Annotated in this window: 29 protein-coding genes; 13 read left to right on the forward strand and 16 right to left on the reverse strand. The window is 48.2% G+C overall.

The window, feature by feature from the left end:
* On the forward strand, positions 1-802 hold an 802-nt coding region (locus VM802_RS28335; protein WP_325537141.1), incomplete at its 5' end, for an aminotransferase-like domain-containing protein.
* Here the strand turns inward: VM802_RS28335 and VM802_RS28340 are convergent.
* From VM802_RS28340 to VM802_RS28350, 3 genes are read right to left on the reverse strand one after another with little or no spacing between them, the layout of a single operon-like run.
* Complete coding sequence (locus VM802_RS28340; protein WP_325537143.1) at positions 803-2,707, reverse strand: CocE/NonD family hydrolase; 1,905 nt, start codon at positions 2,705-2,707, stop codon at positions 803-805. It abuts the gene before it with no gap.
* 21 nt (positions 2,708-2,728) lie between these two features.
* A complete protein-coding gene (locus VM802_RS28345; RefSeq protein ID WP_325537145.1) occupies positions 2,729-4,198 on the reverse strand; it encodes a RagB/SusD family nutrient uptake outer membrane protein in 1,470 nt (489 codons plus the stop codon).
* 12 nt (positions 4,199-4,210) lie between these two features.
* On the reverse strand, positions 4,211-7,453 hold the full coding sequence (locus VM802_RS28350; protein WP_325537147.1) for a SusC/RagA family TonB-linked outer membrane protein: 3,243 nt from the start codon (positions 7,451-7,453) through the stop codon (positions 4,211-4,213).
* A gap of 441 nt (positions 7,454-7,894) precedes the next feature.
* Between VM802_RS28350 and VM802_RS28355 the strand changes: the two genes are divergently transcribed.
* The 3 genes from VM802_RS28355 (at position 7,895) to VM802_RS28365 (ending at position 9,780) form a co-directional block, all read left to right on the forward strand.
* Complete coding sequence (locus tag VM802_RS28355; protein WP_325537149.1) at positions 7,895-8,494, forward strand: hypothetical protein; 600 nt, start codon at positions 7,895-7,897, stop codon at positions 8,492-8,494.
* Between the two features lie 452 nt (positions 8,495-8,946).
* Positions 8,947-9,162 (forward strand): hypothetical protein, encoded by a 216-nt coding sequence (locus VM802_RS28360; protein ID WP_325537151.1) that lies wholly within the window; start codon positions 8,947-8,949, stop codon positions 9,160-9,162.
* 90 nt (positions 9,163-9,252) lie between these two features.
* Positions 9,253-9,780, forward strand: coding sequence for a GNAT family N-acetyltransferase (locus VM802_RS28365; protein ID WP_325537153.1), 528 nt, complete (start codon positions 9,253-9,255; stop codon positions 9,778-9,780).
* Between the two features lie 101 nt (positions 9,781-9,881).
* Here VM802_RS28365 and VM802_RS28370 read toward each other — a convergent pair whose 3' ends face one another.
* Positions 9,882-10,559, reverse strand: a complete 678-nt coding sequence (locus VM802_RS28370; protein WP_325537155.1) for a DUF1266 domain-containing protein — start codon at positions 10,557-10,559, stop codon at positions 9,882-9,884.
* Positions 10,560-10,732: 173 nt separating this feature from the next.
* On the opposite strand from VM802_RS28370, the gene VM802_RS28375 reads away from it, so the two are divergent.
* Positions 10,733-11,029, forward strand: a complete 297-nt coding sequence (locus tag VM802_RS28375) for a helix-hairpin-helix domain-containing protein (protein WP_325537157.1) — start codon at positions 10,733-10,735, stop codon at positions 11,027-11,029.
* A gap of 85 nt (positions 11,030-11,114) precedes the next feature.
* On the opposite strand, the gene VM802_RS28380 is transcribed toward VM802_RS28375, so the two are convergent.
* A complete protein-coding gene (locus tag VM802_RS28380) occupies positions 11,115-11,642 on the reverse strand; it encodes a hypothetical protein (protein ID WP_325537159.1) in 528 nt (175 codons plus the stop codon).
* 174 nt (positions 11,643-11,816) lie between these two features.
* Between VM802_RS28380 and VM802_RS28385 the strand changes: the two genes are divergently transcribed.
* The gene (locus VM802_RS28385; protein ID WP_325537161.1) at positions 11,817-12,614 is read left to right on the forward strand and encodes a DUF4382 domain-containing protein; all 798 of its coding nucleotides are present in this window, start codon (positions 11,817-11,819) and stop codon (positions 12,612-12,614) included.
* A gap of 96 nt (positions 12,615-12,710) precedes the next feature.
* On the opposite strand, the gene VM802_RS28390 is transcribed toward VM802_RS28385, so the two are convergent.
* The 5 genes from VM802_RS28390 to VM802_RS28410 all read right to left on the reverse strand — a co-directional run bounded on the left by VM802_RS28390 (position 12,711) and on the right by VM802_RS28410 (position 15,829).
* The gene (locus VM802_RS28390; RefSeq protein ID WP_325537163.1) at positions 12,711-13,325 is read right to left on the reverse strand and encodes an MFS transporter; all 615 of its coding nucleotides are present in this window, start codon (positions 13,323-13,325) and stop codon (positions 12,711-12,713) included.
* Positions 13,326-13,327: 2 nt separating this feature from the next.
* Positions 13,328-13,492 carry a hypothetical protein gene (locus VM802_RS28395; protein ID WP_325537166.1) on the reverse strand — a complete coding sequence of 55 codons (165 nt, stop codon included), beginning with the start codon at positions 13,490-13,492 and terminating at the stop codon, positions 13,328-13,330.
* Between the two features lie 21 nt (positions 13,493-13,513).
* Positions 13,514-13,924: a VOC family protein gene (locus tag VM802_RS28400; RefSeq protein WP_325537168.1), complete on the reverse strand. Its 411-nt coding sequence runs from the start codon at positions 13,922-13,924 to the stop codon at positions 13,514-13,516.
* 102 nt (positions 13,925-14,026) lie between these two features.
* On the reverse strand, positions 14,027-14,947 hold the full coding sequence (locus tag VM802_RS28405) for a phosphotransferase family protein (protein ID WP_325537170.1): 921 nt from the start codon (positions 14,945-14,947) through the stop codon (positions 14,027-14,029).
* Positions 14,948-14,971: 24 nt separating this feature from the next.
* Entirely contained in the window at positions 14,972-15,829 is an 858-nt protein-coding gene (locus VM802_RS28410) for a helix-turn-helix domain-containing protein (protein ID WP_325537172.1), read from the reverse strand.
* Between the two features lie 94 nt (positions 15,830-15,923).
* Between VM802_RS28410 and VM802_RS28415 the strand changes: the two genes are divergently transcribed.
* The gene (locus VM802_RS28415; protein ID WP_325537174.1) at positions 15,924-17,321 is read left to right on the forward strand and encodes an MFS transporter; all 1,398 of its coding nucleotides are present in this window, start codon (positions 15,924-15,926) and stop codon (positions 17,319-17,321) included.
* Between the two features lie 11 nt (positions 17,322-17,332).
* Positions 17,333-17,719 carry a hypothetical protein gene (locus VM802_RS28420; RefSeq protein ID WP_325537176.1) on the forward strand — a complete coding sequence of 129 codons (387 nt, stop codon included), beginning with the start codon at positions 17,333-17,335 and terminating at the stop codon, positions 17,717-17,719.
* Between the two features lie 10 nt (positions 17,720-17,729).
* Here the strand turns inward: VM802_RS28420 and VM802_RS28425 are convergent, their stop codons facing one another.
* On the reverse strand, positions 17,730-18,476 hold the full coding sequence (locus tag VM802_RS28425; RefSeq protein WP_325537178.1) for a DeoR/GlpR family DNA-binding transcription regulator: 747 nt from the start codon (positions 18,474-18,476) through the stop codon (positions 17,730-17,732).
* Between the two features lie 59 nt (positions 18,477-18,535).
* On the opposite strand from VM802_RS28425, the gene nudK reads away from it, so the two are divergent.
* Positions 18,536-19,111: a GDP-mannose pyrophosphatase NudK gene (gene nudK, locus VM802_RS28430; RefSeq protein ID WP_325537180.1), complete on the forward strand. Its 576-nt coding sequence runs from the start codon at positions 18,536-18,538 to the stop codon at positions 19,109-19,111.
* On the opposite strand, the gene VM802_RS28435 is transcribed toward nudK, so the two are convergent.
* Positions 19,112-20,812, reverse strand: a complete 1,701-nt coding sequence (locus VM802_RS28435) for a GMC oxidoreductase (RefSeq protein WP_414647137.1) — start codon at positions 20,810-20,812, stop codon at positions 19,112-19,114.
* Between the two features lie 132 nt (positions 20,813-20,944).
* Between VM802_RS28435 and VM802_RS28440 the strand changes: the two genes are divergently transcribed.
* Positions 20,945-21,337 carry an iron chaperone gene (locus VM802_RS28440; RefSeq protein ID WP_325537185.1) on the forward strand — a complete coding sequence of 131 codons (393 nt, stop codon included), beginning with the start codon at positions 20,945-20,947 and terminating at the stop codon, positions 21,335-21,337.
* Between the two features lie 9 nt (positions 21,338-21,346).
* Here VM802_RS28440 and VM802_RS28445 read toward each other — a convergent pair whose 3' ends face one another.
* Entirely contained in the window at positions 21,347-21,577 is a 231-nt protein-coding gene (locus VM802_RS28445; RefSeq protein WP_325537187.1) for a hypothetical protein, read from the reverse strand.
* An 80-nt stretch (positions 21,578-21,657) separates the two neighbouring features.
* On the opposite strand from VM802_RS28445, the gene VM802_RS28450 reads away from it, so the two are divergent.
* Together VM802_RS28450 and VM802_RS28455 are read left to right on the forward strand one after the other, a co-directional pair.
* Positions 21,658-22,395, forward strand: a complete 738-nt coding sequence (locus VM802_RS28450; RefSeq protein WP_325537189.1) for a DUF92 domain-containing protein — start codon at positions 21,658-21,660, stop codon at positions 22,393-22,395.
* A gap of 119 nt (positions 22,396-22,514) precedes the next feature.
* Positions 22,515-23,048 carry an OmpA family protein gene (locus tag VM802_RS28455; RefSeq protein ID WP_325537191.1) on the forward strand — a complete coding sequence of 178 codons (534 nt, stop codon included), beginning with the start codon at positions 22,515-22,517 and terminating at the stop codon, positions 23,046-23,048.
* A gap of 70 nt (positions 23,049-23,118) precedes the next feature.
* Here the strand turns inward: VM802_RS28455 and VM802_RS28460 are convergent, their stop codons facing one another.
* Entirely contained in the window at positions 23,119-24,240 is a 1,122-nt protein-coding gene (locus VM802_RS28460) for a hypothetical protein (RefSeq protein WP_325537193.1), read from the reverse strand.
* Between the two features lie 163 nt (positions 24,241-24,403).
* On the opposite strand from VM802_RS28460, the gene VM802_RS28465 reads away from it, so the two are divergent.
* On the forward strand, positions 24,404-24,697 hold the full coding sequence (locus VM802_RS28465) for a DUF1905 domain-containing protein (protein ID WP_325537195.1): 294 nt from the start codon (positions 24,404-24,406) through the stop codon (positions 24,695-24,697).
* A gap of 6 nt (positions 24,698-24,703) precedes the next feature.
* On the opposite strand, the gene VM802_RS28470 is transcribed toward VM802_RS28465, so the two are convergent.
* Together VM802_RS28470 and VM802_RS28475 are read right to left on the reverse strand one after the other, a co-directional pair.
* A complete protein-coding gene (locus tag VM802_RS28470) occupies positions 24,704-25,438 on the reverse strand; it encodes a class I SAM-dependent methyltransferase (protein WP_325537197.1) in 735 nt (244 codons plus the stop codon).
* Positions 25,435-26,013, reverse strand: a complete 579-nt coding sequence (locus tag VM802_RS28475; protein WP_325537199.1) for a pentapeptide repeat-containing protein — start codon at positions 26,011-26,013, stop codon at positions 25,435-25,437. The genes VM802_RS28470 and VM802_RS28475 overlap by 4 nt, the downstream gene beginning before the upstream one ends.
* Between the last annotated feature and the right edge of the window lie 8 nt (positions 26,014-26,021).

A 26,021-nucleotide genomic window follows, 5' to 3' on the forward strand; every position in this document is an offset into this window, starting at 1 on the left:
TATTCTCCGCTGCCTCGAAGAACTGCACCTGAAAGTGATTGAGTTGCCCTGCAACTCCGAAACCGGCATCGATATACAACAGTTGGAGCATATCGCCAAAACGTTTAACGTAGCCGCCTGTGTCTTTACCTCCAACTTCAACAACCCCAACGGCGTCTTGCTGCCCGACAACAAAAAGAAACTCATTGCCGCCTTCGCACGCAAACACCGCATCCCGGTAATTGAAGATGATGTATACGGCGATCTCTACTTCGGCGCACACCGGCCCACCACCATCAAAACTTATGACCGCGACGGCTGGGTGATGCTCTGCGCTTCTTTCTCCAAAACAATTGCACCTGGCTACCGCATCGGCTGGTGCGCACCGGGCAGGTTCCTCGAAAAGGTAACCATGCTGAAAGCGACTACTAACATCGCCTCCGCCAGTATCCTGCAACTATCTGTTGCAGAACTGTTGTCTACCGGCGCTTACAACCGCCACCTGCGACGATTACGGCCCATCCTGCAGAAACAGGTCTTGTTGTCTTCACAGACCATTACAAAACATTTCCCGGCAGGCACGAGGCTCAGTCAGCCCGAAGGCGGTATGGTATTATGGATTGAGCTGCCGGAACATATCAGCGCCATACAGCTGCAGAAGGCTGCACTCCAACATCATATCAACATTGCACCAGGACCGTTATTCTCCGGCAACGGATCATTCAAAAACTATATCCGCATCAGCTGTCATCATCCGTGGGATAAAAAAGTAGAAAAAGCGATTGCCACACTCGGCAACATCACATGCAGGATGTCATCCTGATCAATGCGTCAATACCGGCAGTACTACGCCGGAGCTGTTGGTATCATCATGATATACATTGATTGTGGCTGGCCTGAAATCCGACTCATCGGCTTCATAGATATTCACGAACTGCTGAGGATTACGGTCTGCCAGCGGGAACCAGCTACTCTGCACCTGCACCATAATGCGGTGCCCCCTTGCAAAGGTATGCGCGGCATCAGGCAGCCTGAAATGCACTTTCTCAATTTTTCCCGGCGTGAATGCCTGCGGTGAAGAAAAGCTGTTACGATAACGGCCGCGGAAAATATCACCCCTCACCAGCATCTGGTAACCACCCATCGGGTAAGGTCCCCCCGCATCGCGGGTTCTGTTGGGTGGCGGCGCGCCGGGATAACTGAAATCATCCGGGAACACATCAATGATCTTCACAACAAAATCTGCATCAGTACCGGTAATACTCACCTCCAGATCTGCTTCCACAGTGCCTCCTATCGTCACAGGCGCGTCCAGCACCTCCGTCTGAAATGTAAGCACATCCGCCCTGCGCGCAGCAAAACGCTGATCATCCGTCATATAATCACGGGTACGGATATAATGTACGTCACCAGTATAGGGTACCGGATGGGCGGGATCGCTCACATAAGCGGTGAATGCCGGTTTGCCCGCATCCGGTTTGTCCCAGGAAAGTTTTCCGTTCGTATGAAAGTACAGCTCTTTGGACTGCACTTCGGCCGCCGGCCATTGCCGGAATTGCCGCCATTCATTCTCCCCGGTGAAGAACACCGTAGCCTCCGGGATGCTGTCGATGCTACCTTTGTCTTTGAGATAGTAATTGAAGAAGGGCACCTCAATATGTTGCTGATACCATGCAGCAGTATTACCGCCAAACTGTACTTTCCCCAGATGCGTACCGTCAGTAGATGCCCACTGTCCGTGATACCAGGGCCCCATCACAAGCTTATTGAAATGTGTAGCAGGATTCTTTTTCTCAATAGCCTGGTACAGCTGCCATGCTCCGTAACAATCTTCTGCATCAAACAGTCCGCCTACCACCAGTACAGCAGGTTGCAGGCCGCTCACATATTGTCGCGGATCACGTGCCTTCCACCAGTCATCATAATCAGGATGCCTGATGATCTCCTGCCAGAAGGCCAGGCTATCGCCGGCAAGCTGGGTAAAATTCTTTACGGTGCCTATCTGCAGAAAAGTAGTATAATTATCTGCGCACGGCAGCCTTAAGGCCTGCACAGGCGCGGAAGACACAGGATGCCGGTGTGGGTACCCAAACCCTTTTGTATAAAAACCAAAACAGTCCATCAGGAAGAAGGCCCCGTTATGATGGAAATCATCGCCGTGAAACCAGTCCGTCACCGGCGCTTGCGGGCTCACCGCCTTCAGGGCAGGATGCCCGCACAATGCGCCCATCGTAGTGTAAAATCCGGGATAGGATATACCGAAGATACCCACACGGCCATTGTTGTGCGGCAGGTTCTTCACCAGCCAGTCAATGGTATCATAGGTATCACTTGCTTCATCTACCTCCTTTCCGTCCTTCGCAGGATTGTACGGGCGTATATCCACAAATTTTCCTTCGCTCATCCACCGGCCTCTCACATCCTGCACCACGATGATATAATGCTCACGTGCATACCGGTTCCAGTAAAGGTTCCAGAGGTTGGGTGTAAACTCGTCATGTCCATAAGGCGCGCTGGAATAAGGCGTGCGTGTGATCAGCACAGGATGTTGTTCCGTGGTGTCTTTTGGCCGGTAGATGGTGGTGAACAATCTGACGCCATCACGCATACGGATATACTGTTGCTGCTTGTAGTAATGGGCCTTTACCCAATTAGAGTCCGCTACATCCCCCGCGTACGCTGTTGAAAACAGCAGCACGCAGAGCATGCAGAAAAATAAATACTTCATGGTTCCTCCTTTATGTTCCGGTTAGTATCCGTCGTTCTGCGGGAAATTCACCGGATCGTTGTGAATATTGATTTCGCTCTGTGGTATGGGAAACAGGAGTCTGTAAGCAGTCAGTTTGGGTGAAGTGAGATTGTATTCTTTCAGCAGATGGTCCTGCATGATGTCGATACCTTTAGGATAACGGGCAAGATCAAACCAGCGGTCGTTCTCGAAAGCCAGCTCCACTCTTCTTTCGCGGAAGATAGCGTCCCGGAAGCGCTGTTGATCCGGCAGGTCTGCAACGGTTTTCGGCGTTAGGCCCGCACGCTGGCGCACCTGATTGAGGCTGCCGAAAGCGGTACCCGGGCCATCAGCACCGTTGTATCCCTGCTCATTCAATGCTTCTGCATAAAGCAGCAGTATGTCGGCATAACGCAGTACCGGAAAGCTGCTGCCGCCGTCGTTGGTGGCGCCCGGCGGATCCAGGTATTTCTTTACATAATTACCTTTCTGCAACCCCGTAGAGTTGGTATAATACACGGTATCCAACGATATGCCGAGGCGCTTGTCGCCTTTTTCATAAGTTGCCACCAGGTCCTTGGTAGGCCGGTTATTATTAGAGCCGCCATACTGTATGCCGTTATAAAAAAATGATACCGGTACCATATCTGCGAAGAAATTATTACCCTCAGAAGGTGTCAGCCCTTTTTTGAAACGAACAGTGAACAGCACTTCCGGGTTCACCGCATTAGCTGGCTTGTACAGATCTGCATAGTCCGGCAACAACGTATAAGCATTAAGGACAGGCTTCAGCACAGCCGTAGCGGCGGCCCATTTCTTTTCCGTAATCAGCACCTTCCCCAGCAGCCCCGCAGCACTCCCTCCGGTAGCACGGCCAACGTCATTGGGATTAGTATAAGATGCCGGCAGCAGTGACGCAGCGTTACCCAGATCCGCCTCTATCTGTGCATATATATCGGTAACGGCTGTACGCTTATGGCCCTGCGCCTGGGTAGTAGTTTCCAGTTTCGTTACGAGCGGCACCTTTCCGTACAACCGTACCAGGTTGAAGTATGATAATGCTCTCAGGAAAAGCGCCTCACCCTTGAACTGCTTCTTTGCATCATCCGGAATGGCGGCGGCATCTACCTGATCCAGTACCGCATTGGCCCTGGCAATGATAACATAGGCGCCGGCATAACCATCACTGATAAAATTATTGGTGGTAACCTCTGTAAACAGATCAAGCTGCGAAGCCAGCCCCGCCAGCGCGCCCCGGTCCCAGATGTCGGTGTTATCACTACGCACTTCCATCAGGTAATAGTAGGTCTTGCCGTACGTCTGTGTACTCTGTAACCCGTCGTATATAGCATTAACACCCTGCTGAAAATCCGTTACCGTCTTAAAGAAGGTAGTCGTGGTCTGGTTGGAGGGTGGAGTAAGATTGATGAAATCCTTGCCGCAGGATGTAATCAGCATTGCGATGAAAGCCGCTACTGTATATCTCTTCATATGATCCTGTTTTTAGAATGTGACATTTAAGCCTGCAATAAATGTTTTTGACAACGGATAGGTACCGTAGTCCTCTCCTTGTGATAAAGGACTGTCAGGCCTTGCGTTAACCTCCGGATTATAGCCGGTGTATTTTGTCCAGGTATGGATGTTCTGCCCGGAAACATAAATGCGCAACGCGTTGATCTTGTTATGCAACAGGCGCTGACTGAAAGTATAGCCGATCGTGATATTACGCAGGCGTACAAAGGAACCGTCTTCCACATGGAAAGAACTGATCTGCGCACTGTTGGCATTCGTAACACGGTTGGCGCGCATCACGTTGCCATCGCCCGGGTCATCCGGCGATTTCCAGTACGACAACGATTCGCTCATCTGGTTTGCATTCCCTTCCATATTGAAGAGGAAACGGCGCTGTAAATTCAGGATCTTGTTACCATGCACCCCCTGCAGGGCAAATGATAAGTCAAAGCCTTTGTAGCGGAATTCATTTGTCATGCCCCAGATAAACTTCGGGAAATAACTGCCGATAATGGTCCTGTCGTTCGCATCTATCTTGCCATCATTATTCACATCCACAAAACGACGGTCCCCCGGTTTCGCGGTAGCATAATGCGGATAAGCATTGATCTCATCCTTGTTACGGAATACGCCGCCATTCACATAACCGTAGTAGCTGCCGATTGGCTCTCCTACTTTGGTGATAAACAGCTGCGATATAGTGCCGTTACCACCGTCAGAGAGTATAGGTGCATTACCCGGTCCCAGCTGCAATACTTTATTACGGTTGGAGGAGAAGTTGATATTCGTGTTCCAGACAAACGGACCAGTAAAGTTGCGGGTAGTCAGTCCTACCTCCACGCCCCTGTTCTCCACCTTGCCCACATTCTTTAATGCGGTGGGAAAGCCAGAACTGAAAGGCACCGGCACATTGAGCAACAAGTCAGAGGTAGTGGTTTTATAGTAATCAACATTCAGGTAGATCCTGTTGGAGAAAAAACCGAGGTCAATGCCCGCATTAAACTGCGCTGTCTTTTCCCAGGTGAGATCAGGATTGGCAGGTTGAGCAAGGCCCGCGCCGTTGGTAACATTGCCTGCACCGGTACCCAGAATATAATTGTTGGATGCCAGCAGATCATAGGAAGCATAGTTGGCGATCTGAAAATTACCCGACGTACCATAACTGGCCCTGGCCTTGAGTTCTGAGATAGCCGGCACTTTAAAGAACGGTTCATTGCTCACCAGCCAGCCGCCCGATACAGAAGGGAAGTATCCCCATTTGTTGTTGGCCCCGAATCGGGAAGAGCCATCCGCACGAATGCTGGCACTCACAAAATATTTATCTGCATAGTTGTAGTTCAGTCTGCCCAGGTAAGAAACCAGCGACCATTGCGAAATATTAGAGGTGCCGCTGGTAATGGTAGCAGCGTTGATGGTATGCACCGCATCATTCGGAAAGCCCGTGCCGGTTGTCTCATTGGCTTTGGTAGTATTCTTCTGCGAAGTATATCCTGCCAGCAGATCAAACTGATGCTTCTCTTTTATGGCGAGATGGTAGTTGAGCGTATTTTCCCACAGCCAGTTCGTAGACCATGCCGTTTGCGAAGAACCTTTCGGAATCGTAGGAGCCGCCTGCTGTATGGGCTTGTAGCTACCCAGTGTAGAAGGACGGAAATAATTTCTTGCGAAATAATTAATGTCCGTACCAAAGAATGTTTTGAAGGTAAGCCCCTTGATAATCTGGTACTCTGCATATACATTTCCCAGGTTACGTACATGATCCAGCTTGTCATCTATCTGCGTGGCTAGTGCAACAGGGTTCTCACCACCAGAATAACCATAAGCCCAGGTGTTCTGCCTGTTGGTGGCCAGCGAACCGTCTGCATTGTACACCGGGAACACAGGCGACGCCTTCAGCGCATTGCTGAGGATACCGTCAAAGGTCCAGGGGCCTTCACTGTTGATGAGTTTATATTGATCGAAAGAGGGATTGAAATGGACGCCGATCTTCAACTTATCAGTAAGTTGCGCGGTAAGATTGGCGCGCAGCCCATAGCGCTTGTATCCTGAACCAACCACGATGCCTGTCTGGTCAAGGTAATTGCCGGATACATAGTACTGAAACTTTTCACTGCCCCCGGAAGCAGACAATGTATGGTTCTGTACAGCAGCCGTTCTGAAAACAGCATCCTGCCAGTTGGTATTCGTGAGGTTCTTGTCTCCGGCCAGGTACGGCAGGATGTCTGGCGGGATCTGGTAGTTGGAGTTGCCGCGGGTAGCATTATCATCGGTGATTTTTCCGGTGGGCACCGCATCCAGATAAGCGTTATTCTTCGCATCGTAGCTGAGTTTTGCCCACTGGTAAGCATCCAGCATACCGATCTTCTTGCTGACCTGCTGAAAGCCCCCATAGGCATTATAGCTAATGGAAGGCGGGCCGGTCCTCTTACCTCTTTTGGTTGTGATCAGCACCACACCGTTGGATGCACGTGATCCATATATGGACGCAGAGGAAGCGTCTTTCAGTATTTCAATAGACTCAATATCATCGCTGTTAAGCGTGCTTAGCGGATCAGGCGATTTCTGGAAAGAAGCCTGCCCGGTGATGCCTACCACATCGGTGCTGCCCTGCAGGTTTTTCAGATCGTTGGATAACGGAAACCCGTCTATCACATATAACGGATCTGTGCCGGCCGAAATAGAATTGAGACCGCGTATACGCACGCTGATACTCCCACCGGGCGCGCCGGTATTCTGCAATACCTGTACGCCGGCCACCTTACCGGCAATAGCCTGTTCAAAGCTCGATACCGGCTGATCCTTCAGCTCGGCAGACCTTAAGGAGGATACCGCGCCGGTGATCTCCTTGCGCCGTTGCACCCCATAGCCTACCACCACTACCTGGTTGAGCGCAGAAGTAGATTCTTTGAGCGTGGCGCTAAGCTGTAGTGTTGTCTGTTGCGGTACTGTATATCCCGTCAGCTCCTGCGGCTCATAGCCAACAGAAGTAAAACGGAAGATGTATGGACCGCCTGCCGGCAGATCAGCAAAACGGAAAGCACCGGCAGCATTGGATTGTGTGGAGACAATGGCGCCTGTGCGCTGGTTCCTGGCGGTGACAGATATACCAGGCAATGCTTCATTACGCTCATTCCGTACGGTACCGGCAACGGCTACACGCTGTTGTTGTGCCGGCAGCAGTAACGGGGAAAACAGGAGCATGAGCAGTGTTACCTGAAAGTTGAAAATCTTCATAGGAGATTTTGGTTTGATAAAATAAATCAACACCACAGCCCTTACTGCAGTGAATCCCGTTAGAGAATCTGGTTGACAAGCTGTTTTCTGAAACAGTGAGTGTGCCAGGACAAAATTAGTCACTGGAATTTAGTCTACCAAATTTATAGACTATTAATTATCCATTCTCACGTGCATGCGTGTACGAAACCGGACACAGGGCGTTTCAAAACCGGGTATCTTATTAAAAGATACTGTGATTTAAACAATTTTTGTGATTATTGTGATAAGTGAAGATTTGTGGGGATGAGTAGCCAGATCAATAATGTTGATAATCGAATACTTATAGCTGCAGGTTTTAGAGAAAAAGACTTGCGGGTAAAGAGTAAGGGTGTAAGAAATCTTTATGTAGATAAGTAGGATAATATTTCCTTTATTTTCTCCCGGTAAATAAACACGATCATGAAAAAGCTCATTCTTTTACTGGCGATAGTCAGCACAGGAGTATGGTGCCGTGCGCAGGAACACCCTGCTGCTAAAACTCCTTATCATCTTCCGCAGGTAGAGGGCTGGGGAACAGAACAATTTCCCATTCCCATCGATTTTGCACCGTCACTTGCGTACAAGGGCGTAGAAGATATACGTTTCAGTCCGGGCTGGGGCAATAGCAAAAGTGAAGAGTACTGGAGCTATTCTTTCCTGTGGTACCTTGATGGCAAACAAACTTTCACTGCCGCCATCGTCACACGCAACCTGGAAGCGTACTACACCGGCCTGGTAGGCCGTAATATTTCCAAGAGAAACATCCCAGCAGAGAAAGTAGTGGCCGTGAAAGCCGGCATCCGCAAAGCCGCTACAGAAAAAGGCGATGAGCAGACCTTCACCGGCACCGTCAGCATGCTGGATTATATGACACAGCAGCCCATCCTGCAATACTGCAAAGTACACGTAAAAAGCTGTGATGACAACACCGCAGTATTTCATGAAATATCGCCCAAACCGTATTCACACAGCATCTGGACACAAATGAACAATATCTGGTCCGGCTTTCGGTGCAAGTAAACAGGCGTCGGATAGCAGGTTTTAGCCAGTGAACCCTGAATGCTAAAAACTAACAGCTATTTTGCCTATATTTGGTTGATTTTAGTGTTAACTTAATGCATACGATTTACTTGTATGATCTTTAAACCGTGCCGGTTACAGGCGCGGTTTTTTTATTGTCTCTCCGGCTTCCACCCCATTATGCCTGGATCAAGTCCACGTATACTCCCAGTCAACCCCGGATCAAGTCCACGTATACTCCGCATTTCCTTCGATATTACTATACTATACATTCGATATTCCTGTAATAATGAAGTCCATCGGACGGCAATCCGCCATGGGAAAGGCGCCTCTTTACTACAGTTCTATGGAGAAAGAGCTGTTCTTAACCTCCCCTTTGAATGCTCCACCAGGCCCGTTATTTTCCGAAAATCATAAAATACTTTATTTATATTTGTTCAAATATTAATACAATGACAACCATCAGCCATGAAAACCTGATAGCATCCGGGTTTTCATATGTGGATTTCAATCAATCGTACAAGATCAGGATCGGCCAGCAATCATACGGCGTAGTACAAAATGCAGACAAATGGTTGTTCTCTCCCCTGCCTATGCAGCATGCCTCCCTGATCAGTATAGCTTCCATGGAAGAAATCTCCGCACTGCTTTATCCTGTTTCATCATAATGTTACAATACGTCTCCTTCTTCCTATGTGTTGTAAAGAATGTAAGTTTTTTACGACAGCACACAGGAAGCGGCGGCGTATCTTTGCAGCATGAAGACGATCATTACACTTACAGGAAGGAATAACGTTACGCTGAAGGCTATTGAGCAACGCGATCTTGAAGACATGGCTATACTGGCCAACGACCCGGCTATTGCGGCCAATCTCCGCGACAGCTTCCCCTCTCCTTATTCGCTGAAAGATGCTGAAGACTTCCTTGCCCTTATCCAGCAGGGCAAAGTAAATCATGCATGGGGCATTTATGTAAATGATAAAATTGCCGGCGTCATCACACTCACTCCCCAGGACGACATCTACCGTCATTCCACCGAAATCGGCTATTGGCTGGGCGCCCCCTATTATGGCAAAGGCATTATGACAGAAGCCGTATCACTGCTCACTGAATATGCCTTCAGAGAAATGAACGTTCACCGTATCTATGCCGGTGTGTTTGCTTACAATGAGGCATCGAAAAAGGTACTGCTAAAAAACGGATATCATCTGGAAGCTGTTAAAATCAAAGCCATTATTAAAAACGGGATCCTGCATGATGAACATCTCATGGTAAAAATGTTATGATTTTGATTCTGGAACTTATAAAAGCATCGGAGATTATACTATAAAGTAACAATCGTAACTCTTCGATGCATTTAAAAATTCCAGAATCAAATAATTCAAAATCAATTGAGGGGTAGTATTTTATAAATGCTCTTATCGCCCTGCAGGATTTCCTTCGCAAGGTCTTCAAACTCTTTATTGTGGGAAGGATCGCCGCCCCAGGCTTTGCGGCCTTCAACGAAGTCAGTGAAATAAGCGTCCCAGTTATTGAATGCTTTGCGCGCAAGCGGTAATACGGCTGCAATCTGCTGATTAGTTTCTTCCTGCGTAAGGTAACCTGCCGCATAGCCCATGCACGCATTCTGTACCATGCGGGCATAGTCCCAGGCCTTGTGCGGATTCTCGGGGCTACCTGTCTTCAGCTGTTCCTGCGCTTTCTGCAGATCCTCCTTATTGTTTACACTCCACCATTCTTTCAGCAAGTTTTTGGCATCCGGGCCTCCGTCGCTGGGTTTATAGGGAAATTCCATCAGTTCCTTGTATTTGCTTATAATCGCCGCTTTATCTGTGCGCTGGATCATACCATTCAGTGCCTGCTGGCCGCCATACCCTTTTATAAAATAGATGCCGCCGAGCATGAACCCACTGAGCCGGTCGTCTTTCACCGTCGCTGCTGAAGCAACAGGTGCTTTATTTTCTACGGCAGGGCTGTCGGCGCCTGATTTGGCTGCACCGCCGCCGCAGGAAATAATCACAACAGAAGAGGCTATAGCTACAGTAAATAAGATTGTTTTGTTCATTTCTTCTTTTTTTGAAATTTAAGATTGAAATTTGACCTTTGGAACCAACAGATGGTTATCGTATTTTTTGTATGATTTTTGGGTTATTGGCATATGGTCAAAGGACGAAAGTATAAAAATATCGAAGTAAAGTCTGTATCTTTTTTTATAAGGAACTTCCTAACTGCATAACGATGAGTGAAACCATTTCCCATAAACAGCAGGTGTTAAAGCAGCTTCAGACGATCCCGGGTATCGGGGAAGCCAGTGCAACGGATCTGTGGAATATCGGAATCAGGAGAGTATGTGACCTCAGAGGTCAGAATCCCTGTACATTGTATAACCGTCTTAATACTGTTACGGGTGTTACCCATGATATATGTATGCTCTACACTTTCCGGTGTGCGGTATATTATGCTACAGAGAAACATCATGATGATCAGAAACTCAACTGGTGGTACTGGAAAGATAAGGTCTATAATGAAGGCTGATTTCTTTGAAGATAAAAAGGGAAAGCCCTGTTACAGATAACTCCGTAACAGGGCTTTCCCTTTTTTATCTTCTATGCAGGTACAATTAGTCCTGCTTGTCGTGTCCACGTCCGTGGCCTCTGCCGTTCCCGCGATTACCGGAGTTGCCCTGTTGATCTTCGAAGGCTTTACGTTGATTGCCTACCCCATTCATCGGATGACCTTTTACCTTAAAGTATTTTTCATTGCGGCTGTCGCGGATCATCACCTGTTTTCCATACCATCCTCTGTACTTACCGTACTCATTACGATATACGTCGGGATGCATCCAGGGTTTAGGTTGATTAATCACTACTTTATAGCCGCGGTACAAATCATAATTAAATCTTGGCGGCAATGACGGAGCAAATATCCACCTGCTTCCATCCAGGTAAATAAACTGCCTGCGAGGAATATCATAATAAGCATCAATATCCGGCATATAGTAATACTGTGCGTAATCATACCCTTCCGGTCCCCACAGTGGCTGGTTGCCAATATTGATGTTCACATTCACACGGGCCTGGGCTTTTACAGCAGGCGAATAAATCATGCTCATTGCAAACAGCCCGGCGATAAAGATTACTGTTTTCATAACAATGCTTTTTAATTAGAGGTCAAATATGGTACCAGACGTGCTAAATCTGCTCCACAGCGGCTTTTGCCGTTCTTTAACCACCAATTAACAATCAATATCAATAAAAGTTGCATTATGGCACTATCCTTGTCCTTTCTACCATCAGAGGAGACTTTAAAACCTACAATTGTCATGAAAAACCAAGTCATTGCTGCGTTTGCAGCGTTAGCAACAATCGCCGCCATCTTCACAGCATGTAGTAAAGACGAGAATTCTTCTTCTGCGAGCGCGCGATTCAGCGTTTACCTTACCGATGCACCAGCCGCTTATGATGCGGTATGGGTGGATATCCAGGATGTACAGGTTAACACTTCTGCTGACGCCTCCACCACTACAGGCTGGCAATCCATTCACCTGCTGAGACCCGGTGTTTATAATCTGCTGAAATTTAGAAATGGTATGGATACCGTTATCGCATCACAGGAAATCGCGGCGGGTACGATCAAACAAATTCGTTTGGTATTGGGTAACAACAACAGCGTTGTGATAGGCGGCATTTCTTATCCGCTGGAAACTCCTTCTGCACAGCAATCCGGACTTAAGCTCAATGTGAACGCACAACTAACCGCCGGCGTGGAATATAAATTATGGCTTGATTTTGATGCTAATCGCTCTATCGTTACAACTGGTAGCGGCAAGTATATCCTGAAGCCGGTAATCCGTTCCTATACACAGGCTATAGGTGGTTCACTTCAAGGTATCGTGCTACCTCCATTGTCATCCAAAGGGGTATTTGTTATTCAGAATACAGATACTGTTGCCGCTGCTATTCCTGATCCGGTAACCGGTGCGTTCCTGGTGGCAGGACTTAACGCAGGCGCTTATAATGTAGCGATCGCGGGCAATGGCATATTGAAAGACACGACCCTGCTTGGCGTAAATGTCACCGTAGGGCAGGTTTCCAACATTGGAAGCATAACCCTTCATTAATTGCCACACAGTCACAATCAGATAGTTATCTCAGACATGCAGAAGGTTGGTATCGCAAATACCAACCTTCTTTTTTCCGGTTTACTTATTTCTCCTTCATCGATTTTTCATCTTTCCCAATGCAGCTGATACGATGGCAACTACAATAAACATCATCACTGCATTCACACCTGCCGCTATTCTAAAACCGTGCAAAAAGGCGCCACGCGCGGTTTCCAGCAATGACGGATAATATTGCCATTGCATTGTTACAGCCACCGCCCCGCCAAATGTATTGCGTGCAGCAAGGGAGGCTTCTTTCGGCAGACCATTAAATATCACGTGCGCCATATACCCACGATACACAATTGTACCAATGCAACCCAATACAGTAATCTCCAGCGCTGCTCCCAGATTGGTGCAGGTTTCTGAGATACCGGCGACAGCGCCCGCACGTGCCGGTGGTGCACTCGTCACCACAATATCAGGACCTAGTGTTACCGTCAGGCCACACCCCGCTGATAACAACACGGTAGCCGTAATCACGGCTCCCTGTCCATATATGCCTGTCACCAATGCCAGCATAATCAATCCTCCCATCATACTGACCATTCCAATCGGTGTCAGGTAACAACGCGACAGAAAACGTAACAAGAAAGGTGCAATAATACAGGTAACAATGCTACTCAATGCCGTCGGAATCGTCCATAATCCGGCTACAAACGGATCCATTCCTAATGCCAGCGCAGGTATTGCCCGATGAAAAAAAAAGCCCGCCCAGCTGAACAAACTGTCATATCCATTGCCACCATCAATGTCGGCAACGCCAGCACAGCAAGGCCGGTCCACTCCCGCTTCCCGGCCTTGTGTACTTCTAAAACCTGTGCAGTGGTTTCCATATAGTCAGTTTATATTTTCCGTTACAAACAACACGCAAGCCTGCATGGATCCATATAGATCATTTCCCAGGAGTGTCCGTCGAGGTCCTGGAATCCGCTGACATACATCCACTCATGATCCTGCGGCTCATAGGAGCTGGTGCCGCCGGCCAGCACAGCACGATGCACCATGTCGTCGATCATGGCAGGACTCTCAGCAGACAGGGATACCAGTACTTCAGCGTGACGTCTGGCATCACACACTGCCTTCTGCGTAAATCTTTCAAAGACATCAGCAGTAATCAGCATAACGAAAATGTCGTTGCCCACTATCATACAGGCACCATGATCATTTGCGAACTGTGTATTGAACTGGAAGTTCAGTTTGGTGAAAAATTCCACAGACCTGGTCAGATCACGTACCGGCAGGTTCACAAAAATTTTGGTTGCCATGTGTAAGCGGGTTTAATATTGTCGCCACAAACATAGCCTCATTGACCAACATGAAGGCTGTGTTGCAGCGACAATATCAGGGGGTAATTACGACAGGGGAAATTATAAGAGATGGCGGCGCGCCCATTGCGCGATTTGTGCATATCCTTCTTCATCGTTCACAACGGTATAGATATGCATATGCATGAGTGTATAATGTATGCGATAACATTGCAGGCGCTCTCCGAGATAAGGCAACTCCCGTTGTAGCGTATCCATATATTTTTTCCAGATGGGATAGAATTGTACTTCCTCATCTCTCCATGGTTCATTCATATGTACAAGATCGTACACTTCGTCTCCAAGCATCATCTCTGCCCAGTCTAGCACCGCTGTGGCTTTAGGGTCTTTGTTCATCAGCAGATTATCGAAGCCATAGTCGCCATGCAGCAATTGTTTGGTGGCTGGCAGGCAGGGATAGAATGATTCCATCCGTCGATGCAGATTTGCAAATAGTTCACCATCCAGGAAAGAGGTACGTGCAAACTCCTGCCAGGTAGTTTCGTTTTTGTTGTTGTAAACAGACGATAAAAAGGCAGGCCAGCTGCTGCCGACACCTACACCGTTTTCATTGACATAGCCCCAGCCCTTCATGTTGCTGACATCCACGCGATGAATGTGATACAACGGCTCCAGTATCGCTGAGGCAGCGGCATTGCGGGTTTCACCGTTCAGCGATTCAATCAGCGCGTCGGCAGGTGTTCCTTCAATAAGCGCTGTCACGCAATAAAAAAACTCATCATTAAAGCGGCCTGTTTCCAGTACTTCCGGAATCACAATAGCAGGACTGTTAAAATGAAAGTATGCGTATACATCCTTCTGAAAGTCCCTGATTTTCCGGCTGATGCGTACCACCAATTTTCTGTCGGCAGCTATGAAAGAAAAAGCCTGTGACCACCAGCCATCGGCCAGGGGCCACAGTTCATGTACTTCATCGAAACGTTCAATTAAAAAAGGGAGTAACTCATGTTGTGTTATATGCATGTTCCGTTGCTAAGTTTATATTATTCAGTTTATGGTATCCTTTCTTCTGCTCTTCCGGTATGCTCCCGGCGTCATGCCTTTGTATTTTTTGAAGATGCGGGACAAGTAGCTTTCATCATTGAAGGACAGCTCCATCGCAATTTCTTTCAACCGCATGTTACTATGTGCCAGCCGGGTTTCCACGAGCTTCAGTCGGTATTCCAACAGATAGTCCTGTATGCTGGCGCCGGTGTGCTTCTTGAAATACTCTCCCAGATAACTGGGCGAAATATTAAACTTCGCTGCTATCGTGTCGATCCGTGTCAGCGCAGGTTCACTGATATGCTGCTGCAAATAACTGATGATCTTCATGATGAGAAAGCGGTTGCTGTTTTTCATAACAGTTTCCTGTTCGCTGCGGATCAGGTTGCGGGTAATGAGGTTGATGAGAATGGAAAGGGATTGCCGTACAATCAGCAGATAACCCTGGTCGCGGGCGGTATCTTCTCTCAGGATACTGTCCAGCAGTGTAAAGGCAAACTGTTCATCTGCCTTGTCGCGGAATATGCATCCGGCTTTGGCGTGATAGTTATGGAAGATATAATCCATCTTGCTGAGGTTATCGCATGTTTCAATGCGCTCAGCTTCGAATATAAGCTGCTCTGTAAAGGCGGGACTGAAACGCAGCACTGCAATACGTCCCGCTGTTTTCACATCAAATTTCAGTCGCCCGCCATGCCGCAGCAGGAACAGTTTCCGGCGGGAGTACTGGTAGCAGTTCTCTTCTGCCTGAAAAGTTCCGGCGCCGTCAATCACATAGATCAGCCTGAAGTCGTTGTCTGCACGGATGATCCGTGTTCCTTCCTCCAATTCCTTCACGGTAATATCTACCTGCTCTGCCATATTCATTATACGAAAGTACAGGGAATACCTTTTAAAGTGCAATTTTCTTTGTACCGGATAATTTTGCTTTGCATCCTGATCAATATAAGCAGAGATGATAACGGAAACGATTACAATACCGGACCGGCGCCGGTGGTTGGCATTGGTGGTGCTATCCATGGGCGCCTTCCTTTCCCCCTTGGATTATTTCATTGTGAACATCGCATTACAGGCCATCAAAGACACCCTACATGTCAATGAGAGTGCCCTACAGCTGGTAGTAGCAGCCTATGGGCTGGCCTATGCGGCGCTGGTGGTAACCGGCGGTCGGCTGGGCGATATCTTCGGCAGGAAACGTGTATACATGACCGGTATGTTGGCATTTACCGCAGCATCCGCAGGCTGTGCGATGGCGCCTGATATCAGGTTTCTGATTGCCGTGCGGGCGGTACAGGGAGCTGCGGCAGCCATGTTAGCGCCGCAGGTGCTGGCCACCATCCGCGTTATCTTCCCGTCAGCGGAGCAGCCGCGGGCGATGGGTATCTTCGGCGCTGTGTTTGGCGTAGCCGCCATTGCCGGGCAGCTGCTCGGCGGCCTTCTGATCAATGCACATATTTTCGGATGGACCTGGGAAAGTATATTCATGATTAATATACCTGTAGGCATCCTCACCATCCTGGGTGCTGCCTTCATACTTGAGGAGAACAAACCCGCCAAAAGGCCACAGCTGGACATCGCAGGCATGTTACTGGTAACACTTACACTGGCCCTTTTCATTTTCCCACTGATCAAGGGCCGTGAGGCAGGCTGGCCGCTGTGGACCTTCGGCTGTATGGCACTAGCCGTCATAACAGGCATACTATTTTTATATACAGAGCAACGCGTGCTGCACGCAGGCAAAGATCCGCTCATTCATATTCCACTATTGAAAGGCAGGCATTTTCGTACTGGCCTTGGCGTTATCTTCCTGTACAATCACACGTCGGCCTTCTTTGTCGTCTTCCCTTACTACCTGCAACATGCCCTGCATTGGGATGCATTGTCTGCCGGGCTGGCTGTGCTACCATACGCTACAGGCTTCTTCGCCGGACCATTGCTCAGTGCCAGGATAAACGGCCATGAAGGCGTTAAAACGGTGAAAGCAGGCATGTTACTGCTCAGCACCGGTTTCCTGCTAAGCAGTTGTATCATCTATCTAACGGCGGCGCCTATACTCTTTAAATGCTGCCTGCTGATGGCCGGGCTCGGACATGGCATCGTCATGCCTTCAATGCTGCGACTGGTGATGGGCAGCGCACCATTAACATTTGCAGGACAGGCTTCCGGCATCGTCAGCACAGCAGTGCAGACAGGCGGTGTACTGGGCGGGGCTGTGCTAGGCACCTTGTTCTTTACGCTTTCAGGCTTCTTCAGCTATCAGCTATCGCTGGTAATTACCTTTGCAGCACTGGCGGCAGTACAAGCCTCAGGGTTTCTGCTGGCCATCATATTTGGTAAACAACAAACACACTAAATGATACAATAATGGAAAATGCAATACAAGCAAAACAGGAGGTGATCCGCTTTGTAGAAGAAATTGAAAAATGGTTCAATGGCGCCAACACCAGTGTAGAGATCCTGATGCAAAATTTCAGCACTAGCTTCCGGATGACATCCCCGGACGGAAAGAAGATAAATTACGAAGACCTGCTACATTGGCTGCCTTCCGTGAAAGCAACCAAGCCGGGAGTCCGCATTACCCTGACCGCATTGGAGGGATATGCCACAGCAGAACATGCGTTAGTATCCTACATAGAAACCCAGGAAAGCCCCACTGGCAAAACTATCCGGGAGTCAAGCGCCGTATTTGTCAGAGAGGAAGGCCGTTTTGTCTGGTATCTGCTGGAAGAAGAATGGAAAGAGAGTATTTAGCTTTTAGCAGCTAAATCCTGATCACTTTCACTTCTTCTTTCTTCAGAAATCTCAATTCCAGCGGATCACCATTGGTGATGATCGTATTGATAATATTAAATCCCGCAAAACGCAGGTAAGACGTTTTCCCTATCTTGCTGGCGTCACATAACAGGTAAGTGTGCAAGCTCTGTGCAGCGATGGCTTTTGTAATGACCGCTTCCTTTTCACTGTTGGCGAAAAGCCCCTTTGCACTGAGACCATCCGCACCGACAAACGCTTTCGTGGCATGATACCGCGCAATATGCTCCGCCGCTATATCTCCGTGCATAGCCTGTCTTTCCCCATCAAACTCACCACCAATGATATTGAGCGACACTTGGCTGTTCTGCAGCTCATAGATCACGGGGATAGAGTTGGTGATCACTTTGATTTTCTTGTTGCGGATAAACTGACACAGGCGAAAAACAGTGCTGCCGCAATCCATGAAGATAATATCGCCATCACGTATTTCAGTGGCTGCGCGGCGGCAGATGCTGTCTTTCACCGCAGGGTTCACGGCAGCCTTGTTCACGAAGTTATGCGGCATCTCCAGTTGATTAATCTTCATGGCACCGCCATGCGTGCGGTATAGTTGTCCGTCGTTTGACAACCGGGTAAGATCCCTGCGTACAGTGATCTCTGATATATGCAGCATTTCTGCCAATTCCCGGATGGTTACCTCTTCCGTCTTTCCCAGCCGCTCCAGTATTTTTTGTTTTCTTATTTGATAATTCATGTCAAAATATCTATCTTAATCAAAGATAATCAAATTTGATCACAAATGATCATTACAATATGAAGAAAGTAAACATACTGAGAACGGACATTTTATCGGACAACTGGTATATACTGAAGAAGGTAACCTATGAGATCACACTGGCGGATGGAACGGTAACACAACAACAACGCGAGGCCTATGACCGTGGTAACGGCGCCGCCATTCTGCTATACAACAAGGAACAGCAAACGGTTATCCTCACCAGGCAATTCCGGATGCCCACCTACATCAATGGCAATGAAACCGGTATGCTGATAGAATGCTGCGCAGGGCTGTTGGACAAAGATGATCCGGAGGCCTGCATCAAACGGGAAACAGAAGAAGAAACCGGTTACCAGATAACCGATGTACAGAAAGTATTTGAAGCGTATATGTCGCCAGGCTCTGTTACAGAGATTTTGCACTTCTTCGTAGCCGCCTATACCCGCGACATGAAGATCCATGATGGTGGTGGACTGGAAGAAGAACAAGAAAACATCGAAGTGCTTGAACTGCCATTCAGAAAAGCGCTTGACATGATAAGGACCGGCGGGATAAGGGATGGCAAAACGATCATGCTGCTGCAATACGCGGTGATCAACGGATTGATCTAATTACAGCTCCATGCGCTTCAGCTCCTTTACCGCGTGATCCGCAGCCCTGGCAGTAAGAGCCATATATGTGAGTGATGGATTTTGACAGGCGGAAGAAGTCATGCAGGCACCGTCTGTTACAAAAACATTCTTTACGGAATGCACCTGGTTCCATTCATTGAGAATGGAAGTGCCCGGATCTTTACCCATACGCGCCGTACCCATTTCATGAATGGCAGAACCGGGATAATATTTGCGGTCGAATGGCATAATATTTTTGAACCCTGCGGCTTCCAGCATTGCTACAGCATCTGCGGTCATATCTTTGCGCATCTTCATCTCATTATCTTTGAACTCGCAGTTGAATTGCAGCACAGGCTGTCCCCAGGCATCTTTTGTGCTATGATCCAGCGTTACGGTATTATCTTCATATGGGAGGCATTCACCGAAGCCCATCAGACCCATTTGCCAGGGGCCTGGTTCACAGAGATAATCCTTAAACGCCTGCCCTATTCCCAGCTCGGCAATGCCGCGGGCCCAATCAGACCGGCTGCTGTAGCCGGTATAACCAAAGCCGCGCAGGTAGTCGCGCTTATCTTGGTCTACATTCCTGAAACGTGGTATATAAAAGCCAGCAGGCCGTTGTCCGTAATAATATTTATCCGGGAAATCATCTATCGTGCCCATAGCGCCGGCATGAAAATGATGATCCATGAGGTAGCGCCCCAGCACGCCGCTGTCGTTTCCTAATCCGTCAGGAAACCTGCCGGAAGTGGAATTGAGCAATACAAATGTACTGCCCAATGCGGATGCATTGAGGAAGATGATACGAGCATAATACTCGGTTATCTCTTTGGTATGCTTATCTATTACTCTTACACCGGTTGCTTTTCCTTTTGCTTCGTCATAGATGATGGAGTTGACGATAGAATCCGGGCGCAGGGTCAGGTTGCCGGTAGCGACAGCAGCCGGCAGTGTCGAAGACTGTGTGCTGAAATATGCCCCAAACGGACATCCGCGGCTGCAGCGGTTGCGATACTGGCATTTATTTCTGCTGCCAATCGGCTCTGTGAGATTAGCTGTACGGAAGATCGTCATTTTCCTTCCGGGGAAAGTGCTTTCGATGCGACCTTTTGTTTGCTTCTCGATGCAGTTCATTTCCATGGGTGGCTGAAACATGCCATCAGGGAGGTGCGCCAGGCCTTCTGCCTGTCCGCTGATACCTGCAAATTTCTCCACATGATCATACCAGGGCGAGAGGTCTTTATAACGTATAGGCCAGTCGATGCCAATACCCTCTTTCGCGTTGGCTTCAAAATCCAGATCGCTGAGCCGTAGTGAACCCCGGCCCCACATGATGGATCTTCCACCCACTATGTCGCTGCGCAGCCAGTCGAACCGCTTCTTCTCGGTATACGGACTGTCGGTATCTTTCACCCAGTAGTCTTTATTGAATTCACCGGCTACGCGGTCGCGTACCAGGTAGGGATGGTCTTTCCCGAATTCTTCCACTACGCGGCCACGGTGAGGCAGTTCCCAGGGTGCGCTCATGGCGGACGCATAGTCTTTGACGTGTTCCAGTTGTTTTCCCCTCTCCAGCATCAATACCTTCAGACCTTTCTCACACAATTCCTTGGCGGCCCATCCCCCGCTGATCCCGGAACCGATCACAATGGCATCATAGGTATTGGCAGATTTGGCATTGAGATTTAAATTGATCATAACCATGGATATTTTAAGGCTTCTGCTGAAAAATAAATAATAAATCTATAAAAGAAACAACTTTTGGAAGGGCGGCAAACAGGGAAAGGATGTTATCTTTATAGACAACTACTCATCATCAAACAAGTTACTATGTCCAGTAAAGCCAATACTACCGGGCCTGCCGACGTAGATAAATACATCGCAGGATGTCTGCCTGACAACAGACCACACCTCGAAAACATGCGGAGCATTATACGGGAAACAGCGCCCACTGCGGAGGAGGTGATCAGCTACCAGATACCGACCTTTAAATATCATGGTGGATTGGTAGCCTATGCTGCAGCAAAAGACCACCTGGGGTTTTATGTGATGAGCACTACCCTCCTCGATTCATTCCAGGAAGAGCTGAAGCCATACAAGACCGCCGCTTCTACCGTACGCTTTCCTTACAGTAAGCCGCTGCCTACAGCACTGATCAAAAAAATAGTGAAAGCCAGGATGAAATACAATGAGGAGAAAGCGAGGAAGAAGGCCAAAGGCTAACGTGTGGTGCTATTCCATCTTCAGGCTGCGGACAGGACCCTGTAGACTGGCTTTAATGCTTTGTATCATAACTGTAAGCATCGCGATCCCAACGGCGAGGACGCCAGCCAGCGCAAATATACACCAGCCGAGGCTTGCACGGTAAGCAAAACTGTGCAGCCACACCAAACAATCCCAGACAGGACATGAAGATAGCCAGGAAAGCAAAATATCCGGAGAGTTTACCAATGATCTGTTCATTCCGGTAGAGCCTTGCGTATGCCTCATCTGCAACGGGCACGGGTACACTGAGCTATATCTTTCCGTAAAAAAGAAGATATTTGCACGTTCTCATCCGGGTGCATATGCATATATCCTTTATTTCAGCCAGTATTTTTCTTCTGGTGCTCATTGCAGTGCTGGTAGCCTGTGTAAAGACGGGCAAACTCACTTTCAGTGCTTCCCTGGCAGCTGGTGTAACAGGCAGCTGTGTATTTGCCGGCGCCGGATATACGGGTATTGCATTGCTGGGCGCCTTCTTTGTGCTAGGCGTTCTCTCTACCTCCCACGGGAAAGAGCGGAAAGCAAGCATCAGCGCGGAAGAGCATCATGAACAACAGCGGAAGCCAGGGCAGGTATTTGCCAATGGCGGTGTTGCGGCGATCATGGCATTGCTGGCGCTTATTTTCCCGGTCTATGCAGACACATTTATCCTGATGCTAGCCGCGAGCCTGGCGTCAGCGGCAGCAGACACCATGTCGTCTGAACTGGGTACTATCTATGGCCGTAATTTTTACAATGTGCTGTCCTTTAAAAAAGATACCCGCGGACTGGATGGTGTTGTGAGCCTGGAAGGTACGCTGATAGGTGCCGGGGGCGCACTGATCATTGCCATCGTTTTTGCATTGGGCCAGGGCTTCGATCTCCGCATCCTCACTATTGTGATCGCCGGCGTGTTGGGTAATCTTATGGATTCCTTACTGGGCGCATCGCTGGAGCGCAAGCATTACATCAGCAATGATCTCGTGAATTTCCTCAATACATTATTTGCCGCATTCATAGCGTGGATATGCAGATGATCTGCTTTCTTTTCCCCTCCCTGCTAATCTATACACGTTTTTCAACATATTATAAATATTACTCACAATATGTTGATAATCTTATTTTTAGATAACTTTGCACGCAAATAGGACCAGATATGAAAAGAATGTTTTTGCCTTTACGGTACTGGCTATACGCCATTACAGCCATATTCTTTATTACTTCCTGCGCGTCTTCCAAGAAGAGTGCCAGTCCGCATGTATACATGCAGAAACAGTACAAGGAACTTAAGGACGTGTTGAATGGAGCAGAAGTAAGTATCATCCAGGACAGCGTGAAGGTAATATTCCCCAACAATGTATTGTTTGCTACTTCTTCAGATCAGCTGAGCGACGCTATCAAACCCACATTCGGACATTTTGCAGACATCCTGAATAAATATGGCAAGACCAAGATCCTGATCACCGGCCATACAGACAATACCGGGAACACGGACTACAACCGCGATCTGTCAGAAAAGCGTGCAAATGCAGCCAGAAGTCTATTACAGGAATTCAAAGTGAGCAGCGACCGTATGTTCACCTGGGGACTTGCTGATCGTGATCCTATTGCGAGCAATAGCACTGATGCCGGCAGGGCAAAGAACAGGCGCGTGGAATTTGTGATCCTGTATGATGTAAAGAATAACTAAGCGAAGTACACCGCATAAAAAGAAAGAGCAAAGAACGATGTGTTCTTTGCTCTTTCTTTTTATGTAGCAATTATTTCTTCTCCAGTACATTCAGGCGTTTCTCCTGCTCTTCCAGCCGCTGCTGCTGACGCGAGATCAATTGCTGCTGGGCATCCATCTTTTTGTTCTGTTCTATCAGGTATAATGTCAGTTCCTCTATCTTTTGAAGTAACTGCGCCTGGCTACGACCAAGGTCAAGTCCTTCTGCTGCCGTAGCTTGTGCGGAAGGTATTTCAGGGAGATGTTTATGTTCCTTTATAAAGCGTTCCACCTGCTGCAATGACAACAACCGGTAAGCCGGATCAAATACAAAGTCTGGCCAGTCGGCCGGCGACTGGGTGACCTTTACTTTGGTTGCATATATGTCACCTTTCACGGAGAGCCTGGCCACCGGGTTGGGTGTACCTATTCCTACATTACCGGCGGGCGTAATGCGTATGCGTTCTGCACCCGCTGTGCCCATCACAATATTCTGGTTCATATCTCCCTTCTGAGAGTATCCCACGAGATCAATGAATGACTTTGTGCTGATGTTGGTGCCGCCACCTGCGCTGAGCCGCAGGAAGCCATCATCAGCCAGATAGTTGGCGCCGCTATATCCCCTGATTTCCCCGGGTATCCCGTTATTGATAACCGGGCGGTCATCTGTATTGTTAAGGCCGCCATTGAGAGAAACGCCGCCACCACTCACAGTCAGCCTGGTGAACGGATATGGTGTTCCCAGCCCTGTATTACCGTATGGATTGATGCGCAGACGCTCTGCTCCCATTGTACCAAAGACAATGTTCATGTTCATGTCATCCCTGGAGGAATAACCGCTGAGATCAATGTAAGATTTGGTATTAGCGTTGGTGCCACCTCCTGCACTTAGTCTTAGTAAACCATCATCGAAGGCATATCCAGCCAGGCTGCTGGCACGGATCTCCGCGCCGGTGCCGTTGGTGACCGGCGGACGGTCATTTACGTTATTAGTACTACCGGTAAGCGTAATGCCTCCTCCTGAAACCTGTAGCTTGCTGACACCGTCATCAACGGTACCCAGTACAATACGGTTCTGTGTGGTATTCCCCTTGGTAGTCACATCATTCAATGTCTGCGCATGTGCTTGTATAATGCATAAACACACGGCTGCGGTAAACAAACATTTCCTCATAGGTATAAGATTTCTGTTTCTAAAAAATATATACAAAATATGAAAGCTTAATATGTCGCACATGCCCCGTATAATAGTCGTCTTTACACAGCTTCATCCTGTCATGATCCCACTAACTTTATATTGTTATCATCGTTTATTCACCTGATTAAATCTATTGGATATGAAACAGGTCATCAATCAACAACTAAGCAAACAGTTCACTGCGAAGCTGCTTAAAAGTGAAAACAAAGGCGGCTGGACTTACGTGATCTGGCCGGAATCTGTTGCCTTCTTTGGTACCAGGGGACTTGTAAAAGTGCGTGGCACCGTAGATGGACATCCGTTCCGCAGCTCTTTCATGGCGTTGGGCAATGGCACGCATAAACTGCCCATCAAGGCGGAACTGCGCAGCCTTATCCAAAAAGAGGAAGGCGACACCGTCCGCATCGAGCTGGAAGAACGCCTCTTCAAATAGCGCTGTTTATTTCTGCGCTACAATAATGAAACGATCCTTTCGTATATCCAGGTAACCATGCGTAGCGAAGTAATCGTTCAGGAGCGCTGAGATGCGCGGGAAGTCAAATTGGTCATAGTCTTCGAATACATATGGCATAGACTTGATATAAAATAATAATGCCTGTGTGTCATAAAACCTGGTGAAGCCATTATCCTCCTGCTGCATACGGATATGGAATGCGGTGTCTGCAAACTCCCGCAGGGCATAGGAAAGATCCCAGTGCAGGTACTCTTTGTTGCCTTTGGCCAGAATCACATCGGCGATGTTGAGGTCGCTGCGGCCGTCCACCTGCTGTGTAATGAAGAAGCCTCCCGGCTTTAGTACGCGATATATTTCGGTAAGGTTATAGCTTTCATGGCGGTCGATGATCACATCGAAATAATTATCTTCAAAAGGCAGCTCATCATCACTATAATCAGCAACCAGCGTGGCGCCAAAGGTACGCAACCGCGCTTCAGCAACAGGAACATTGGGTTCATAACCTTCTGTGGCGTAGATATGTAATTGATCTTTGTCCGGCAGCAGGCTGAGCAACTCACCGCCGCCGGTGCCTAAATCCAGTATTGTGTTCCCCGGACTCAGATGCCGGCACACTGTTACAAAATAATTCCAGGGGAGCGGGCTTTCTGCCATCCTGCCGGTATTGGTAAGATAACTGAAATCCCATCCGGTTGCTTTTTCCTGTTCTATATAATTCATGAATGCTGATCTATGATGATATCGTATCTATCCAAAAGCCCCGGCAGTCCGGATAAGGAGAACTTCGCCTTCCTGATACGGTTGGTTTCGGGGTGAATGGAATAGTTATAGGAGGTTTGGAAGTCAGCCTTTTCGAGCAAGGCGTTATTGAATACAGCACCGGCAAAGTCACAGTTATCCAGTACGCTACTGCTGAGGTCACATTCCGTGAAATCGCATTCATGCAGTTGGAGGTTGCTGAACCTGGTTTTGGAGAGCTTCACCTTATAGAAAGATGAGTTGTTCAGGTTACAGTTCTCTGCACTGAAAGCGAATCCGAAGGTATTGCAAACGTCGAAACGCAGTCCCAGCATTTTACAGTTCCTGAATTTCACATCGCGGAAAGCGGTTCCGGTAACGTTTGCCAGGCTGAGGTTACAGCCGTTAAACTCACAATCCAAAAACTTTGTATCGGTTAAGTTGGTGGAAGAGAAATCGCAATTGATGAAAACGCAGTTATCGTATTCATCCTTTCGAAGATCTTTTTCTCTAAAGTCAACCTGATCATATGTTTCGTCTGTAAATACTTCTTCCATACAGTAAA

The sequence above is a fragment of the Chitinophaga sp. genome (genome assembly GCF_035538455.1).
Classification (GTDB): domain Bacteria; phylum Bacteroidota; class Bacteroidia; order Chitinophagales; family Chitinophagaceae; genus Chitinophaga.

Excerpts from the sequence above, each read along its gene's own strand:
- VM802_RS28340 (WP_325537143.1), bottom strand. The coding sequence starts at position 2,707 with ATGAAGTATTTATTTTTCTGCATGCTCTGCGTGCTGCTGTTTTCAACA.
- VM802_RS28345 (WP_325537145.1), bottom strand. The coding sequence starts at position 4,198 with ATGAAGAGATATACAGTAGCGGCTTTCATCGCAATGCTGATTACATCC.
- VM802_RS28350 (WP_325537147.1), bottom strand. The coding sequence starts at position 7,453 with ATGAAGATTTTCAACTTTCAGGTAACACTGCTCATGCTCCTGTTTTCC.
- VM802_RS28355 (WP_325537149.1), top strand. The coding sequence starts at position 7,895 with ATGAAAAAGCTCATTCTTTTACTGGCGATAGTCAGCACAGGAGTATGG.
- VM802_RS28360 (WP_325537151.1), top strand. The coding sequence starts at position 8,947 with ATGACAACCATCAGCCATGAAAACCTGATAGCATCCGGGTTTTCATAT.
- VM802_RS28365 (WP_325537153.1), top strand. The coding sequence starts at position 9,253 with ATGAAGACGATCATTACACTTACAGGAAGGAATAACGTTACGCTGAAG.
- VM802_RS28370 (WP_325537155.1), bottom strand. The coding sequence starts at position 10,559 with ATGAACAAAACAATCTTATTTACTGTAGCTATAGCCTCTTCTGTTGTG.
- VM802_RS28375 (WP_325537157.1), top strand. The coding sequence starts at position 10,733 with ATGAGTGAAACCATTTCCCATAAACAGCAGGTGTTAAAGCAGCTTCAG.
- VM802_RS28380 (WP_325537159.1), bottom strand. The coding sequence starts at position 11,642 with ATGAAAACAGTAATCTTTATCGCCGGGCTGTTTGCAATGAGCATGATT.
- VM802_RS28385 (WP_325537161.1), top strand. The coding sequence starts at position 11,817 with ATGAAAAACCAAGTCATTGCTGCGTTTGCAGCGTTAGCAACAATCGCC.
- VM802_RS28390 (WP_325537163.1), bottom strand. The coding sequence starts at position 13,325 with ATGGATCCGTTTGTAGCCGGATTATGGACGATTCCGACGGCATTGAGT.
- VM802_RS28395 (WP_325537166.1), bottom strand. The coding sequence starts at position 13,492 with ATGGAAACCACTGCACAGGTTTTAGAAGTACACAAGGCCGGGAAGCGG.
- VM802_RS28400 (WP_325537168.1), bottom strand. The coding sequence starts at position 13,924 with ATGGCAACCAAAATTTTTGTGAACCTGCCGGTACGTGATCTGACCAGG.
- VM802_RS28405 (WP_325537170.1), bottom strand. The coding sequence starts at position 14,947 with ATGCATATAACACAACATGAGTTACTCCCTTTTTTAATTGAACGTTTC.
- VM802_RS28410 (WP_325537172.1), bottom strand. The coding sequence starts at position 15,829 with ATGGCAGAGCAGGTAGATATTACCGTGAAGGAATTGGAGGAAGGAACA.
- VM802_RS28415 (WP_325537174.1), top strand. The coding sequence starts at position 15,924 with ATGATAACGGAAACGATTACAATACCGGACCGGCGCCGGTGGTTGGCA.
- VM802_RS28420 (WP_325537176.1), top strand. The coding sequence starts at position 17,333 with ATGGAAAATGCAATACAAGCAAAACAGGAGGTGATCCGCTTTGTAGAA.
- VM802_RS28425 (WP_325537178.1), bottom strand. The coding sequence starts at position 18,476 with ATGAATTATCAAATAAGAAAACAAAAAATACTGGAGCGGCTGGGAAAG.
- nudK (WP_325537180.1), top strand. The coding sequence starts at position 18,536 with ATGAAGAAAGTAAACATACTGAGAACGGACATTTTATCGGACAACTGG.
- VM802_RS28435 (WP_414647137.1), bottom strand. The coding sequence starts at position 20,812 with ATGATCAATTTAAATCTCAATGCCAAATCTGCCAATACCTATGATGCC.
- VM802_RS28440 (WP_325537185.1), top strand. The coding sequence starts at position 20,945 with ATGTCCAGTAAAGCCAATACTACCGGGCCTGCCGACGTAGATAAATAC.
- VM802_RS28445 (WP_325537187.1), bottom strand. The coding sequence starts at position 21,577 with ATGAACAGATCATTGGTAAACTCTCCGGATATTTTGCTTTCCTGGCTA.
- VM802_RS28455 (WP_325537191.1), top strand. The coding sequence starts at position 22,515 with ATGAAAAGAATGTTTTTGCCTTTACGGTACTGGCTATACGCCATTACA.
- VM802_RS28460 (WP_325537193.1), bottom strand. The coding sequence starts at position 24,240 with ATGAGGAAATGTTTGTTTACCGCAGCCGTGTGTTTATGCATTATACAA.
- VM802_RS28465 (WP_325537195.1), top strand. The coding sequence starts at position 24,404 with ATGAAACAGGTCATCAATCAACAACTAAGCAAACAGTTCACTGCGAAG.
- VM802_RS28470 (WP_325537197.1), bottom strand. The coding sequence starts at position 25,438 with ATGAATTATATAGAACAGGAAAAAGCAACCGGATGGGATTTCAGTTAT.
- VM802_RS28475 (WP_325537199.1), bottom strand. The coding sequence starts at position 26,013 with ATGGAAGAAGTATTTACAGACGAAACATATGATCAGGTTGACTTTAGA.